General features: G+C 42.7%; 16 protein-coding genes and 1 tRNA gene. 1 reads left to right on the forward strand and 16 read right to left on the reverse strand.

Annotation, left to right across the window (positions count from 1 at the left end):
• From rplI to rpsF, 12 genes are all read right to left on the reverse strand, one after another.
• Positions 1-447, reverse strand: a complete 447-nt coding sequence (rplI, locus tag NSU15_RS30420) for a 50S ribosomal protein L9 (protein ID WP_339288676.1) — start codon at positions 445-447, stop codon at positions 1-3.
• On the reverse strand, positions 444-2,450 hold the full coding sequence (locus tag NSU15_RS30425) for a DHH family phosphoesterase (protein ID WP_042131713.1): 2,007 nt from the start codon (positions 2,448-2,450) through the stop codon (positions 444-446). The genes rplI and NSU15_RS30425 overlap by 4 nt, the downstream gene beginning before the upstream one ends.
• An 11-nt stretch (positions 2,451-2,461) precedes the next feature.
• Positions 2,462-3,379, reverse strand: a complete 918-nt coding sequence (locus NSU15_RS30430; RefSeq protein ID WP_042131714.1) for a DUF2232 domain-containing protein — start codon at positions 3,377-3,379, stop codon at positions 2,462-2,464.
• 6 nt (positions 3,380-3,385) lie between these two features.
• Complete coding sequence (locus NSU15_RS30435; RefSeq protein ID WP_170880353.1) at positions 3,386-3,688, reverse strand: MazG-like family protein; 303 nt, start codon at positions 3,686-3,688, stop codon at positions 3,386-3,388.
• Positions 3,689-3,901: 213 nt separating this feature from the next.
• Positions 3,902-4,327, reverse strand: a complete 426-nt coding sequence (locus NSU15_RS30440) for a CBS domain-containing protein (RefSeq protein ID WP_042131716.1) — start codon at positions 4,325-4,327, stop codon at positions 3,902-3,904.
• 193 nt (positions 4,328-4,520) lie between these two features.
• Positions 4,521-5,546, reverse strand: a complete 1,026-nt coding sequence (locus tag NSU15_RS30445; protein WP_042131717.1) for an LCP family protein — start codon at positions 5,544-5,546, stop codon at positions 4,521-4,523.
• Positions 5,547-5,860: 314 nt separating this feature from the next.
• Entirely contained in the window at positions 5,861-6,805 is a 945-nt protein-coding gene (locus NSU15_RS30450) for a D-alanyl-D-alanine carboxypeptidase family protein (RefSeq protein WP_339288679.1), read from the reverse strand.
• 74 nt (positions 6,806-6,879) lie between these two features.
• Entirely contained in the window at positions 6,880-8,610 is a 1,731-nt protein-coding gene (gene opp4A, locus NSU15_RS30455) for an oligopeptide ABC transporter substrate-binding protein (protein ID WP_249923606.1), read from the reverse strand.
• A 200-nt stretch (positions 8,611-8,810) separates the two neighbouring features.
• Entirely contained in the window at positions 8,811-10,763 is a 1,953-nt protein-coding gene (locus NSU15_RS30460; RefSeq protein ID WP_339288680.1) for a DNA mismatch repair protein MutS, read from the reverse strand.
• Positions 10,764-11,312: 549 nt separating this feature from the next.
• A complete protein-coding gene (gene rpsR / locus NSU15_RS30465) occupies positions 11,313-11,585 on the reverse strand; it encodes a 30S ribosomal protein S18 (protein ID WP_036651767.1) in 273 nt (90 codons plus the stop codon).
• A gap of 21 nt (positions 11,586-11,606) precedes the next feature.
• A complete protein-coding gene (gene ssb / locus NSU15_RS30470; protein ID WP_036677780.1) occupies positions 11,607-12,113 on the reverse strand; it encodes a single-stranded DNA-binding protein in 507 nt (168 codons plus the stop codon).
• Positions 12,114-12,161: 48 nt separating this feature from the next.
• Positions 12,162-12,446 (reverse strand): 30S ribosomal protein S6, encoded by a 285-nt coding sequence (gene rpsF, locus NSU15_RS30475; protein WP_036677776.1) that lies wholly within the window; start codon positions 12,444-12,446, stop codon positions 12,162-12,164.
• A 215-nt stretch (positions 12,447-12,661) separates the two neighbouring features.
• On the opposite strand from rpsF, the gene NSU15_RS30480 reads away from it, so the two are divergent.
• The gene (locus NSU15_RS30480) at positions 12,662-12,859 is read left to right on the forward strand and encodes a YjzC family protein (RefSeq protein WP_042131720.1); all 198 of its coding nucleotides are present in this window, start codon (positions 12,662-12,664) and stop codon (positions 12,857-12,859) included.
• A 390-nt stretch (positions 12,860-13,249) separates the two neighbouring features.
• On the opposite strand, the gene NSU15_RS30485 is transcribed toward NSU15_RS30480, so the two are convergent.
• The 4 genes from NSU15_RS30485 to NSU15_RS30500 form a co-directional block, all read right to left on the reverse strand.
• A tRNA-Ser gene (locus tag NSU15_RS30485) sits at positions 13,250-13,340 on the reverse strand.
• A gap of 43 nt (positions 13,341-13,383) precedes the next feature.
• Positions 13,384-13,596, reverse strand: a complete 213-nt coding sequence (locus NSU15_RS30490) for a DUF951 domain-containing protein (protein WP_042131721.1) — start codon at positions 13,594-13,596, stop codon at positions 13,384-13,386.
• Positions 13,596-14,624, reverse strand: coding sequence for a mechanosensitive ion channel family protein (locus NSU15_RS30495; protein ID WP_339288682.1), 1,029 nt, complete (start codon positions 14,622-14,624; stop codon positions 13,596-13,598). Before NSU15_RS30495 ends, NSU15_RS30490 begins: the two co-directional genes overlap by 1 nt.
• 15 nt (positions 14,625-14,639) lie before the next feature.
• Positions 14,640-14,891 carry a DUF3343 domain-containing protein gene (locus tag NSU15_RS30500; protein ID WP_339288684.1) on the reverse strand — a complete coding sequence of 84 codons (252 nt, stop codon included), beginning with the start codon at positions 14,889-14,891 and terminating at the stop codon, positions 14,640-14,642.
• Between the last annotated feature and the right edge of the window lie 37 nt (positions 14,892-14,928).

A 14,928-nucleotide genomic window follows, 5' to 3' on the forward strand; every position in this document is an offset into this window, starting at 1 on the left:
TTACTCCTCCGTTACCTGAACCTTAAGGGTAGCCTTTACTTCAGTGTGTAGTTTTATACTTACTTGGAAGACTCCCAAATGGCGAATCGGTTCACCTAGCTCAATCTTGCGCTTATCGATGGAAATGCCTTGAGTGGAAGATAGCGTTTCAGCAATTTGTTTGCTCGTGATTGCGCCGAATAGACGGCCGCCTTCACCTGCTTTTGCCTTCATAGTAAGGGTAAGCTCATCTATCTTCTTGCCCAGTTGCTGTGCTTCTTCTTTTTCGTTATCTTTACGGCGTTGTTCAGCTGCTGCTTGATTCTCAAGCGTCTTCACATTGCCTTCCGTTGCCGGACGAACTAATCCACGTGGTAATAGGAAGTTCGAAGCATAACCTTCGGATACCTCTTTAACCTGACCTTTTTTACCTTGACCCTTAACATCTTTTATGAAAATGACCTTCATTCGAATAAACCCTCTTTCGATTCGATTTCAGCCAGCACTTTCAGCAGTCTGGCTTCTGCTTCTTTACATGTTCCTTCTAGCTGTACCGCGGCGTTCGATAGATGCCCACCGCCACCCATTTTTTCCATCACGACCTGTACATTCATACGCCCAAGTGATCGAGCACTAATGCTTATCAGGCCGTCTGGTCGCTCACTAATGACAAATGAAGCGACTACGTTCGTCATTCCAAGCAGCGTATCCGCTGTCTGAGCGATAAGCAGCTGCGGAATCTTCATACCTGGTGCCGTAACCACCAATGCGATTTGATCATAAATCATACGCGCATGCTTGATAATTTCGGCTTTTGAAATATACTCCTGTAAGTCCTCCTTCAGCATACGCTGAATAAGAACGGTATCCGCACCATTTCGGCGCAGAAATCCTGCAGCTTCAAATGTACGGGAGCCTGTATGCAATGCAAAGTGCTTCGTATCTACAGTAATTCCCGCTAAGAGCATTGTAGCATCCAATGGACTAATCTTTACCTTCTCATGGATATATTGAAGCAACTCTGTCACTAGCTCACAGGTTGATGAAGCATAAGGCTCTAAATAGACTAATACAGCATCGTTGATGAACTCTTCACCTCTACGGTGATGATCCACCACAACAATTCTACTAGCATATTGCACAAGCCGCGGTTCCATTGTCATTGACGCCTTATGGGTGTCCACAACAATAAGCAATGTATGCTCCGTCATTACTTGTAAGGATTGCTCCGTTGTGATGAATGACTTAAACAACTCATCATCTTTCCGAATCTGCTCCATCATGTTCGTTATGGAAGGATTAGGAGTTTCCATCACAATGCTGGCCTCTACATTATACATCTGTGCGGCCCTTAGAAGGCCAATCGCAGCGCCAACAGCATCGATATCTGGAGTCCGGTGCCCAAGGATCAGCACACGGTCGCTCTCCTGCATCAGATCACGCAGCGCATGTGCAATGACTCTTGCACGCACTCGTGTGCGCTTCTCGGCGGCATTACTCTTTCCACCGTAGAAAGATAACCTCTGACCTGCTTTTACAGCAGCCTGATCTCCACCTCTGCCGAGCGCCATATCCAGACTGGATTGCGCCAGAGCGCCTAGCTCGCTTGCAGAGTCTGCTCCAAATGCCATGCCAATACTCAGTGTCATGGGAACCTTAAGGTCGGCGGTCATTTCCCTAATCTCATCGAGAATAACGAATCGACTTTCTTCCAGCGCTTGCAGGCTACGATGATTAAGCAGCATTAGATAACGTTCAGAAGACAGACGACGCAGGTAAACATCAAACTGTTTACTCCATTCGGTGATCTCACTTGCTACCTTAGCAATCAGAGAAGTACGCTGTTGATCATCCATTCCTTGAGCAGATTCATCTAGATTATCCATCATCACTATACCGATCGCCAGCTTCTCATCCTCATAACGTTCACGTAGCACCACAAGCTCAGTAATGTCATACATGTATAGAATACGTTCACTTGGAATAATTACGGCTTGATAATATCGTTCATCCACAGTGAGCTCAAGGCGAGTGTCGTGCAATACACCTTCTTTGAGGACATCCCGTTTTCCTGTTACATTCGTCGTAAAAAAAGACTGCATATCTGGCAGTAATTCCTGCAGTGGTTCACCAACTAAAGACTTGCGTGCAAAAACATCACCGGCATAGCGGTTATTCCATTCTACTGTTCGATCCTCGCTAAACAGAATGATTCCGAGGGGCAGCATGCTAACTGCTTCTCCCTCCACCCGCTTAATACGAAAAGTTAATCCATTTATATATTCCACCAAATTACGGCGGAACGTAATCTCCGTCTTCAGCATATAGAAGCATAATGTACCTGCCAGAAACAGGCTAACGACCCCTAGTGCCCAATTATAAATACTAACAATTATAATAAGGGCCAACAGCAGCATGAACGCCCATACGGTATGATAGCCGTGCCAGCGTCTTTGCAGAAATTTAGGCATGAACTCTCACCCTATCGTTTCGATTTCGTCACATACTCCCGCAGTGGGAAAGCAAGATCAATAATACCAATAATGCGTAGCGGCGGTAGTAAAATGACCGGAATTGCTAGCAGAATAGCAGCCATCTTGTTCCATTTGCGTTCATGCGCCAGGAAGAAGAAGAATCCAATCGCCTGAATCATAAAGCCAATTCGCAGCAACGGCAGCAGATTGGCAGAAATCATGAGGATGTAATTATTCTCCGATCCTGCGAAGAAGAGCTGAAGAACCACACCAATCAAATAATACCAAATAAACGATCTAGAAAGTCTCCACTCACGAGCAGGCTTCATCTTAGGCGCTGCATAATTCATACTGTTCAAAATCGGACGGACAATAGAATGCGTAATGACAGCTATCATGAAAGAGCTTACGATTAGAGTCATCGGGATCATTTGAACCGTCATATGACTTAGCTTGTTTACATCCTCAGTCGTAAACCCAAGATCAGTAAACAGTGGATTAGCGGTACCGAGATCAGACAGAGGTGAGTTAACCATCTGTAGCACATCGTTCACATAGTTAGACAGATCAAAATTAAATAACGCCGTACCGAGTAATAAGAGTAACAAGAATTCTCCAAGAATTGTAACTGTACCCGCAATCACGGTAGACATTGCTGAGGCATGTCTTTTATACCAACGTCCCATAACCAGAGCAGGTATTAAGAAATACGCCGCGATCAGCACATAAATAGGTGTAATCAGACCAACGATCAGCAACACCGGTAATACGTGTAGAACGAATTGTTTGGTGTTCAGCGTAGTGAATAACACTACTGCCGGAACAATCATAAATAAGGTAGTGATGATGAGCAGTGGAGTCGTTAAACTAAGCAGCAAAAGTAAGTATGCTACACTCCAAGCCACAGATGACCAGCGAAATTTCAACAGTATTCACCTCTTACGCATATGTTCTTCTAAAGCAGATATATCTTGATACCATTCTTCCAACTGATGCCCTTCCTGCTTATGCTTTCTGAGCTTCTCGAGTAGCAAGTCATCTAACTGACGATAAGGAATCCCTAGTCTGCGGCCCAATATATAAGAGCTCATAATCAAACTAGCCAGGCTGTCACCCACACGGGTAGTACTGCCTTCCCATAACGCTTTAAATAACCGTGAAACTTGGTCAATCACTTCTGTTTTTAACCATTCAATTACCTTAGCGCGTTTAGCTACATCTAGATCCTTCGGCACATTGGACACGTCTCTCTACCTCCGGCAAAAAGCTTTATTCTCCATTATAGCATAAAAAATTCCGTGTCACACAAGGCGCCCCGCGCACCTTAAGTATGCTTCAACAAGGGCCGAACTAATACTTCTAACCTTTTTAAAAAAAGACCTGTTTTCCGTTATCGCCGGAAATACAGGCCTTGTTCCGATTGCTTCTATTACCGCGAATAAATTGGGCTATAATGACTCTTGTGATTGTTTTGATACAAATTTCTCACAATATTCTATGACTTGACTCCGGCGAACAATACCAATAAACCGGTTCATATCATCGACTACAGGAACAAAGTTCTGTACCTTAGCCAAATTAATCAGATCTTCCATATCCGCATCAATCGAGACAGGTCTGTTATTCATCCTTAACGGCAAATCTTTAAGTAAGAATTTTGAAGCGTTCTCGAAAGTAACCTTGCCCTCGGATTCCTTCATATACCAGAGCAGATCACCCTCTGTAACCGTGCCAGCATATTCTCCATTTCGGTTCAGAATAGGGACAGCAGTGTAACGGTGGAACTCCATCCTCTCCAGCGTTTGGCGTAGCGTTGAATCGATCGTTACGCAAGCGACTTCCTGTTTCGGAAGTAAAAAAAATGCAATATTCATCTCTTGATCCTCCTCAAAGAGTTCCGAAGGAATTACGGTTCTTTAGCTTCCTCTTACTGCCATGCAAAATTATTAATACGTGACAGCTTAATAATAGTTCCAATACATTATAGCATGAAGACAGTAAGCAGCAGCCATGAGAATGTAAATGGCTGCTGCAATTATTTATATGAGTTTAATTTCCACTTTAGAATTATTGCGTAACTGCCGTTGCTTTAGGTTCCAGTGCATTACTTGCTTTTCCAGGTTCGATTAGTTGATCTATAGGTGTTGCTGCATTCATCCAGTTGTCAATCATCGCCTTAGCTTCACTCAGATCCTCTTCATCAACGATATCATAATAAATACCATCCATACGTTTACCTTCGCCCATAACTGTGAAGCTGGAGATATCCATCCCTTTTCCGCCCATGAATTTCTTAGCTAGGCTAATAATCATCGAAGGCTCTATATCGGTCTTGAAGTTATCCCCCATAATATCAAGCAGTTTTGGAATGTTGCCAATTTGGCTGATCGATAACATTTTATTAGCCACAACATCAATAAAAACTTGTTGGCGCTTGGTGCGGTTAAAGTCACTATCCTCACGATAACGCGTATAATTCAGCGCTTCTTGTCCGTTATAAAGCGATTTTCCAGCTTCAATTGTAAACTTTTCATGATCCTTACCTTTGTTCACAATGTCTTTCTTAATCGGCAGTGGAACGCCTCCAATAGCATCTACAGCATCCTTGAGTCCTTGGAAGTTGATTGTGGCATAATATTGAATATCATGACCAAGCAGCGCTTCTAGAGAATCCTTGGCCATTTGTTGCCCCCCAAAAGCATAGGCATGTGTAATCTTATCCTTTTTATTATCCTTATGGCCTATAATTTCCGTATACGTATCACGCGGAATAGAAATAAGCAGGATCTTATAATCCTCTGGGCGAACAACAGCGTACATCATGGTATCCGAACGTGCGGTTTCATTTTCGCGTTGATCGGTACCTAGCAGCATAATTGAGAACGGATCGCTTTTGTACACAACCGGTTCTGGCTTAACCTTGTTATCATCCTTAAGTGGCTGGTAAGATTCTTCCTTTAGCTTAGTTTCAACCCGATCAGACAAAAAGAGGTCGAAGGCTAATACAGCCAAGGAATTACGAAACAGAAAGCCTCCCGCTATAATAACAACAAGAACGATGAGGGCGATATATCTTTTCTTTATTTTTTTCATCTTTGATTCCTTCTTTATTGTAGAATAATTGCTTGCCTTATATATAATGCTCCCTGATCTTCATCAGGCAGTCATGTCTTTATTTCTCACAGCGATCGGCTATCCCTTATTCCATTATCTTATTGTCCCCCCATTCAGGAAATTCAGGTCATTCAAAATTATAGAAAAAAATTTTTTGCGGTCCTAAAAATAATGTGGAGTAAAACAATATTTCTATTGTAATCACTAAATGGATAAAAAGAAACAACAAATAACGACATGAATAGGGAAAAAGCCCCAAACCAAGTAATATATACTGGTATGGCGCTCCAACATTAATTCCTAATTTTGAGCGGTTGTATCATATGTTTAACCCTATCTCCAGATTGCAAACCGCGGAAGAACCCATAATCAAATAATTTTGCTGCCCCTTCAAAACGGCTCTCATAAGTTTTTGCCCCCATAACAACTGCAATAAGCCTATGGCCATCCCGCTGGGCTGAGCCTGCAATGCAGTATCCTGCCCGGTTATCATGCCCAGTCTTTAAGCCATCTGTTCCCTCATAAGCGTAGATACCACCCATAGCTGGAAGCATGAAATTACTGTTACTTACATATAGACCTTTATCCTTCAAATGCATTTGAGTACGGCTAGAAATATTGAGAATATCCGGATGATGATAGATTAGTGCGGCAGCCAATTTGGCGGTGTCCCGAGCTGTCATCATAGTCTCACCGCTGATATGCACATTCGGAGCAGTAAAACCAAGATCCTTACCCGATAGTCCCGTTGCGTTGGTAAATATTGTGTTGGAAGATAAGCCTAGACTACGTGCCTTTTCGTTCATCATTAGCACAAATGAAGCTTCTGAGCCAGCCATATACTCTGCCAATGCAACAGTAGCATCGTTAGCAGAATAAATGGTCATTCCCTCAAATAGTTCCCTTATGGTATAGAATTCTCCACGCTTCAATGAGAGACTTGTGCCACCCATTTTACTTGCGAAATCACTAATTGTAACCCTATCTTCCCATCTAATCATTCCAGAGGAGATTTGATCCAGCACAATCATTTCTGTCATTAATTTTGACACACTGGCCGGTGGCATGGGTACATCACCGTTTATATCCACCCATATATCTCCGGTATCCATATCTAAAAGCACTGCTGATTCCGCATCAATATTCGGTTTAAAGCCAAGCCCAGTTGGCCTCCACACCACAAGCAAGACAACGACTAAAACAGCTGCAATTGTCCCCACTATTATCCGTCTTTTCATCGTCGTCATCCTCCATACTATATATGACGAATGAAACTACAATTTGATTTCACTTTTCACAAAAAATTTTTATTTTATTTTTCGTCCTCTTCCTTAATCCACCATTTATAAGGATCAATAATTGTACTTATAGAGTTCACACGAACACCTTGTAGGCGCTTATTTACTGGAACAATAGCCTTTCGTTCAGCAAAAAAGATCATAGGCACTTCTTCATTAACTAGCTTCTGCCACTCATAATATATTTCTTTGCGATAATCCATATCATATGCCTTCATACTTACGCCTTCACGAATCAGCTCTTCATTACGCTCCGAAGACCAACGCGGATAGTTCCACAGATCATTTTCTCTCCATAGACCCGTAGGATCAGGATCACTCGCCAGCCCCCATACTCCGTAAAATAGTTCGATCGACGGATCGTCGGCTTCCACTGCGTCGTAGAAGGTGTGGAATTCCTTTAATGCTCCGCCGTTTAGCTGTACATCGAGTCCAACATCACGCCAATTTCTTAAAATGGCATTCGTACGCAGCTCTGCTGTTTGGCTGCCCAGCATAGAATCAAAATGAATCATCAGCTTTTGGCCCTTTGGATCTTCCCGTAATCCATCACCGTCTACATCCAAAAAACCAGCATCATCCAGGAGTTCCTTAGCCTTTGCAGGATTATATAGATAAGCATTAATCTGATTATCAGGAATCTTTGCCCAACTTGTACTAGATATTGGAGTCTCTACAGGTTCAGCCAGACCGTGGGAATATGCTTTTATAATCCCTTCACGATCTAGAGCATAGTACATAGCTTGGCGTAACCTTTTATCTTCAAATTTAGGGTTATCCATTACGATGGTCTCGGTTTCCGTATCCCAATGTCCGAATTTAAAACCTATATATTCATAGCCTAGCTCAGCAGTTTGCAAGATATTTACATTCTCCAATTTATTTAGCTCTTCATAAGCATCCCTAGGGGCTGACTCTATATCAATTTCTCCTGTTTGAAAACGTTCGGCCACTTCCCTATCGTCAAAAGCCTTATACACTACGCCTTCCAATAGCGCCTTACCTTTATAGTATTGATCAAAACGTTTCATTTCTACCCTCTCACCAGGCTGAATAAGTTCAACTTCAAAAGGGCCAATCCCAATAGGAGACTTTCGCATCTGGTCACTCTCGGGCATATCTTTAACAGCGATTCCAGTATAGTATTTCTTATTCATCGGATAAGGCCATAGACTATCGATAGTGTTTACCCGTGCAGCAGTTACAGTTATTTTCAAAGTATAGGGATCTATAACCTTCAAGCCGGATATAGCCTTCGCTTCTTTCTTATGATAGGCTTCTGCACCCTGAATCATCTCAACACTATAATAACGCGAGCCCGTATAATCTGGATCAGCGATAGTTTCAATCGCAAATTTCCAATCCTCGACCGTTAATTCATCACCGTTGTGCCAACGGATTCCCGGTTTGATTTTAAAGGTAAATACTTTATGATCGTCAGATTCTTGCCAAGAAGCGATATTAGGAACCGTTAATAGATCATCATTTACGCTAAACATCGGCTCAGTAATAAACTCTAACACATGAAAATCATCTTCACCTTCATAAAATGCAGGCTCAAACAAGCCCGTAAACGGTGAGGAGAATCCGTAAGTAATTACTCCACCAGCTTGCGGCTTATCCTCTACCAAATTATGTCGAAAAGATAATGAATTACTGCTGGAAGTTACTCTACTACATGCTGACAATAGGGTCGCCATCACAAGCAGCATAAACAACAACCTGCACATCTTCTTATTATTCATGTGTTTCTTCCCTTCTCTAGTTGAACGTATATCTACATATATCTACATATAAGACACGGTATATAAATATTTTTACTGTAACAAAGTTTTATGGCGGTTACAATAACTTCTAAGCTATAGACCTTTACTCCTGCTTGAATTTCATATTTTCGTTGTATTAATAAAAAAAGACCTGCCTCGCGGACAGATCTTCATTGCATTTATTCTTCATCCTTATGCGTAATTCTCAAGCCTTCAACATGTTTACGCTGCATCAATTTGCGCTTTTTACGTGTATCCTTACTCTCAAAAATAATATCAAAGTCATATTCCTCCGGATATAGCTCTTCTTTTGAAAGGTAAGGCTTCAACCGCTTATGATTAATTTTCATTTTTTGCTTCTGAATCATTACTCCAACCATACCTAAATGATCTCGCTTCTCGTATACGATTCCTGTCCGGCCCAGTGATGTTACAACAACTGCATCTCCAATTTCAAAATCGACCAGCTTCTCCTTACTGCGGATGGATGGAGTAGCCTCTTCTTCTGCGTTTTCATGTACCTCTACTGTTGCTACAGCGTTTCTCGGCTCTTCCTCTGTGCTGAACAGACTGTCCCATGCCTCGCCGCTGCCTTTCTGCAGCCTTTGTTGCTGCGCCTCTACAATTTCCCATGATCGTTTGATAACACTATCCTGTATACCTAGCTTTTTAGCGATTTGCAGAGCATAACTCTCCCCCGCTTCCCCGATAGTCAAGCGATACAACGGTTGCAGCGTCTCTTTGTCGAATTCCATTCGTGCATTTTGAAAGCCAGTCGTTGCGGCTGCGAAGGCTTTTAGCTCATTAAAATGTGTCGTAACGATAATATTCGCGCCTTTACGGCTCAGCTCTTCCAGAATCGCGATAGAGAGCGCAATGCCTTCTCCCGGGTCTGTACCAGCCGCCAGCTCATCAATGAGCAGCAGCACCCCTTTAGATGCATCTCTCAGCATTCCCTCAATACTCTTCATTTGCGCCGAGAACGTACTAAGTGATTGTGCCAGACTTTGTCCGTCGCCGATTACACTGATCACGTCCGAAAAAACAGTAAACTCGCTTCCCTCCTCAACCGGAATCAACAGCCCTGATTGAGCCATGATCGTCAGCAATCCCAGAGTCTTTAAAACCACAGTTTTCCCACCTGTATTTGGTCCTGTAATAATCAGTGATTTATAACCCCTCCCAATTTCTAGATTGATCGGAATCATATCCTTCAGCATGGGATGCCTACCACCGTTCATCTTTAAAAAGCCTTTGGCATTCAGCGTGACAGCAGATGCTCCCAGCGTTCGTGCGTATTTAGCTTTGGCAAAAATAAAATCATACGTGCCCGTAACCTCAATATTAAGGTTCAGAGCAGTCTGTTCCTGTTCGATCAAGCTAGTCAGCATGCTGAGGATAACAGCTTCTTCTCGCGCCTCTTCTCCTAATAGCAAATCAAGCTCAATCTGGAGGGTAGCGATCTCATCTGGTTCGATAAATACCGTCTGTCCACTTGTGGATTGATCAAGCACTGACCCTTTAATTTGTTTATGATATTCCCGTTTTACGGGGATAACGTAACGCCCGCCTCGCTGACTATAAATATTCTCCTGCAAAATCGATTGATGGCGTGACATAATCCCTTCGATTTTTTTATGAAGACGTTCTTTAGCCACTACGATCCGTTTACGAACCCGCTCAAGCCCCTTACTCGCTCCATCATCAATCGCACCATAACGGATGCAGCGGTCAATAGCCTCCCTCACATGATTTAATTCCATCAAAGAAGAAGCATACGCAGCAATTCGTGGAGCGCTTTGTTCTTTAGAGGCCATATATTTGCGTAATTGACTACAGCTCTTAAGAAATGTAGCAACTGCAGTGAAATCTTGCTCACTGTACAAATATCCAGTTCCCATTAAAGAAATGATCCACTCAATGCCCTCTAATGAAGGAATGGGTACACTCGATCCTCGTTCCAGCAGTTCTTTAGCTTCAGAAGTTTCCTCCATTGCTCTTTGAATTGTCGGCAAATAAGTCATTGGCATAAGCTCTTCTACAGCTTTTTTTCCCACATAAGATACTGCGTGGCGACCAAGCTCGGTTTTAATGATTTCGTATTCCAGTGTGTTTAGACTTTGTAAATTCACAGCAAATCCTCCTTCAAATCTCTATTAGTTTGGACCTAATTCTCCCTAACGCAAAGAAGGACAAAGAATGCCACTATGGCAGTCCTTGCCCTTCTTTTTATTCTGATGCCTCCTATCGTTCTAAGGCCCCGCAATACAGCAGATGCCAAAAAACAAAAAAACCGTGCAATAAGAGCACGGTTAATTACAAAGAGAACAACAGCCGTAAAGAGGCCATTTGACGCTTCGTGTGTTCTTAACTAAATCATCCACCCGTAAGGAACAACAGACTGCTGCGTAATACGAACTCAAATAGAGCACGTAATCGCCTCATGACGAGCCTGCTAAAGCCTTCCTAATCAAGTGTTATGAAATTGCTAGTTAAGAACGGTCACCAACATCAAAATTTCCCCTTTAGTTATAGGATAGCTGTAATTTAACACATAACCAATCGAACGTCAAACGGTTCAACGCCAAAATGACTCGATTTCATGCTCATCCATCCATCTGTACTCCATTTTCTATGCACAAAAAAAGCAGTCGGTTTCCCGACTGCTTTTATAAAACGTCCTATTCCGTTGTGTAAGGAAGCAACGCGATTTGACGCGAGCGTTTTACAGCAATGGTAAGAGCGCGTTGGTATTTTGCACTTGTACCTGTTACACGACGTGGCAAAATCTTTCCACGTTCGCTGATGAACTTCTTAAGAAGTTCGGTATCTTTATAATCAATGTGAGTAATCTTGTTCACAGTGAAAAAGCAAACTTTTTTACGCTTGTTGCGTCCACCACGACGTGCCGGTCTTTTGTCGTTGTCGGCGCCTTCTCTTGGTTTAAAAGCCATATTCTTTTCAGTCCTTCCTAATTAAAATGGCAAATCATCATCCGATATATCAATCGGTTTACCATCGCCCGAAAAAGGATCTTGAGTATTGTTGTTACGCGAGAAATTATTGTTGTTATTTCCACGTCCAGCGTTACCACCGCCACCATATGCTGGTTCTTCAGGCATACTACTTGCACCACTTGAAGTATTTCCACCTTCACGGCTCTGTGAAGATTCCAGGAAACGAACATTATCAGCAATAACTTCAGTTACGTATACACGTTTGCCTTCGTTATTCTCATAATTCCGCACTTGGATGCGTCCTTCCACTGCTGTCAGACGACCTTTGCGCAAGTAATTGGCACAGGTTTCTGCTAGCTGTCTCCAGGTTACAACCGGGATGAAGTCTGCCTCACGTTCACCGTTCTGGCCCGTAAAGTTACGATCTACGGCTAGCGTAAATTGCGTTACGGCAACACCAGCGGGAGTATAACGAAGTTCCGGGTCACGGGTCAACCGTCCGATCAAAATGATACGGTTCAACAATTCTGGTCCCCTCCTTTAGAGCGATTCATTACAAAGCTTGTCAAGATCTTAAGCAACGTCGTTCGTAATGAGATAACGAATAACTTCGTCAGAAATCTTCATAAGACGTTCTAATTCAGTAACTACTGCAGGTTCTGCATTGAAGTTAACCAAAACATAAACGCCATCACGGAATTTCTTGATCTCATACGCAAGACGGCGTTTACCTTGCACTTCGTGCTTTGTAATTTCCCCGCCATTGGAGATGATGCCTTGGAATTTATCGACTGCTGCTTGAACGGCTTCTTGTTCAATGTCAGGACGAATAATGTACATCACTTCATATTTGCGCATAATTTTCACCTCCTTATGGTCTGAGGCCCCTAATCACGTCAGGAGCAAGGAACGAGCACAAACATAGACTCGCACCTGATTAATATACCAAAATGAACAGCAGAGTGCAAGCAATATTAATACAGGACAACCGTTCAACCTCTTTTTACATGAAAAAATCACTACCTGCGCACAATAATTACGAATTCATCTACACTAAAAAAGGAGGAATAATGATGGGTGAGAAAACGGAATATGAAGAAGGCGACAAAGCCCCTAATCCAGGTATGTACACAGAGGTAGGCGAAGCGCGAAGCTTCCATACTGAAATTTCGAATCCACAACACATCAAGATGGAAAAAGGGGATACCTTCCCTGAGACCACCAACAAAAATCGGAAGTGGAAAAAGGTCGAGAAAGCACGCGTACATTAATTCAAGCCTAAACACCTTCGACTTATATTTTTAAAATCCATGTGTATAAAAAAAGCAACACTGCACATACTATTCTCAGGCAGTACAAAAGAGAGGTGTGGTTCCGTTGGCCGTCGTAGACGAACACAATCACAGGAGATCTGATTCAGCATCTAATGTAAGCTGGGAAGAGTAGTGGGTTATTGCCTTAAAAAAGCATTAGCCTCAGCAAAGCCTAAATCACTTTAGTCGCTATAAACAGAGAAATTCCAAACATCATTGATGTACTGCCTCCTGAAGAAGGACCCGAAAGGGCCCTTCTTTTTGCATTGCATTTTGGCTTATCATAGGACACAAAAAAACCTCCGTTACAGGAACGAAGGATTCATTAAATGTTATATTATGCTGAAGTGGCGGAGAGGGTGGGATTCGAACCCACGCACGCTGTGACACGCCTAACTGATTTCGAGTCAGCCCCCTTGGGCCTCTTGGGTACCTCTCCGCAGCAAAAATAATTGTATCATGCAGACATGCCATTTGCAAGCTTATTTATTGTCTGTATTTTCCTCCACAGAGCGTAGTACCTTCTTCATATTCTTCTCGAATTTGGCACGGGGAATCAGAACACTATGCTGACAGCCTGTACACTTAATTCGGATATCCATCCCCATACGAATAATTTCCATTTCATTTGATCCACAAGGATGTTGCTTCTTCATCTGCACTATATCCCCAAGCTGAAAAACTTTACGTTCCACTATTCTTCCCCCTCTTCTCCTTCTTGTGTAGCTGCGATTTGCCGTCTTGATCCAGTGTTTAGCGTTTCTGTTACTTCTCGTGCGTTTTCTGTCTTTGCAAGATCTATTTCAGCCTTCGCCTCTGCTTCTGCTTTCTTACGTGCTTCCTCTTCAGCTTTAGCCTGCTCCAGCATGCTCTGTTTCTCTAATGCTTGTTTTATATCGTTTTGAATCTGTCTTTCCGCCGCATCTCTTGCATTAGGTGCACAGCTGGCTGCTATGCGTATTACATATTCCGAAGTACTCATGGACTGTATACCGAGCACATTAGGGTAAGCAAGCACATTTGAGTTACGCTCATCTATGCCCTTTAGGGCCTCTCCAATTAATCCTAATGTGGCTTCCAAGCTTCGCTCCATTTTTACAGGAACATCGACTACAGCCAAAGCATTGGCAAGAGAATAGTTAGTCACATTCGTAATTAAGCCATTTGGGATAATAAATACCTCGCCGGTAGCGCTAAGTAATCTTGTTGTTCGTAAGCCGATTAATTCTACAGTTCCTTTATAAGTACCTGTCTGAATTACATCCCCTACCGCAAATTGGTCCTCCAAAATAATAAAGAACCCTGTAATAACATCCTTCACCAGACTTTGTGCTCCAAAACCTATTGCTAAACCAAGCACGCCCGCTCCAGCTAGCAAAGGCGCTAAATCAAAGTGGAATTCTGAAAGTACGAGCATGATCATCACAAAATTACAGATAACCGTTACTACATTTTTCATCAATTCCCCTACTGTAGTAAACCTTCGGGTGTTAGACAGGATTCTGCCCCCGGTTTTGCGTTCAAGCGAACGATCAATAATATTAGAAACAATTTTAATGATAACCCTGGTTAAGAGGAAAATAATAAGAATTCGCAGACCCGAGAATAAGACGTTGGCCCACATATCCGCATCGGTAAACCAGTTCCACACTTTATCTTTAAAACGCAAAGCATCTTTTACAGCTTCACCGGGAGTAGTAGCCTCCAATATCCACCTATTCATATCGTGTATTCCTCCCTACCTCTCTATCAGTATGTAATTCTCGTTGTGTTTTCCGTAAATACCGCGTATTTCAATATTCTGCTCAGCTACAATCTTCTGTACCTCTCCCAGCGCACTTTGAAAAAACTGAATCGATATTGCGCAACCTGCCGTGATCTCTTTCGGGGTTGGAAATATATCAATTTCAATCTCCGCATACTCAAGCAGCATTTCAGCACGAAGCGCCTGCTGGGTAGAGTCAAACGCGATCAGCATCTCTTCCTGCATATAGGTTACGCCTCCCATAGGATTATCGTCCTATCTC

This window comes from Paenibacillus sp. FSL E2-0201 (assembly GCF_037963325.1).
GTDB lineage: Bacteria > Bacillota > Bacilli > Paenibacillales > Paenibacillaceae > Paenibacillus_AQ.

Excerpts from the sequence above, each read along its gene's own strand:
- NSU15_RS30445 (WP_042131717.1), bottom strand. The coding sequence starts at position 5,546 with ATGAAAAAAATAAAGAAAAGATATATCGCCCTCATCGTTCTTGTTGTT.
- rpsR (WP_036651767.1), bottom strand. The coding sequence starts at position 11,585 with ATGGCTTTTAAACCAAGAGAAGGCGCCGACAACGACAAAAGACCGGCA.
- rpsF (WP_036677776.1), bottom strand. The coding sequence starts at position 12,446 with ATGCGCAAATATGAAGTGATGTACATTATTCGTCCTGACATTGAACAA.
- NSU15_RS30495 (WP_339288682.1), bottom strand. The coding sequence starts at position 14,624 with ATGAATAGGTGGATATTGGAGGCTACTACTCCCGGTGAAGCTGTAAAA.
- NSU15_RS30500 (WP_339288684.1), bottom strand. The coding sequence starts at position 14,891 with ATGCAGGAAGAGATGCTGATCGCGTTTGACTCTACCCAGCAGGCGCTT.
- opp4A (WP_249923606.1), bottom strand. The coding sequence starts at position 8,610 with ATGAATAATAAGAAGATGTGCAGGTTGTTGTTTATGCTGCTTGTGATG.
- rplI (WP_339288676.1), bottom strand. The coding sequence starts at position 447 with ATGAAGGTCATTTTCATAAAAGATGTTAAGGGTCAAGGTAAAAAAGGT.
- NSU15_RS30425 (WP_042131713.1), bottom strand. The coding sequence starts at position 2,450 with ATGCCTAAATTTCTGCAAAGACGCTGGCACGGCTATCATACCGTATGG.
- NSU15_RS30480 (WP_042131720.1), top strand. The coding sequence starts at position 12,662 with ATGGGTGAGAAAACGGAATATGAAGAAGGCGACAAAGCCCCTAATCCA.
- NSU15_RS30440 (WP_042131716.1), bottom strand. The coding sequence starts at position 4,327 with ATGAATATTGCATTTTTTTTACTTCCGAAACAGGAAGTCGCTTGCGTA.
- NSU15_RS30450 (WP_339288679.1), bottom strand. The coding sequence starts at position 6,805 with ATGAAAAGACGGATAATAGTGGGGACAATTGCAGCTGTTTTAGTCGTT.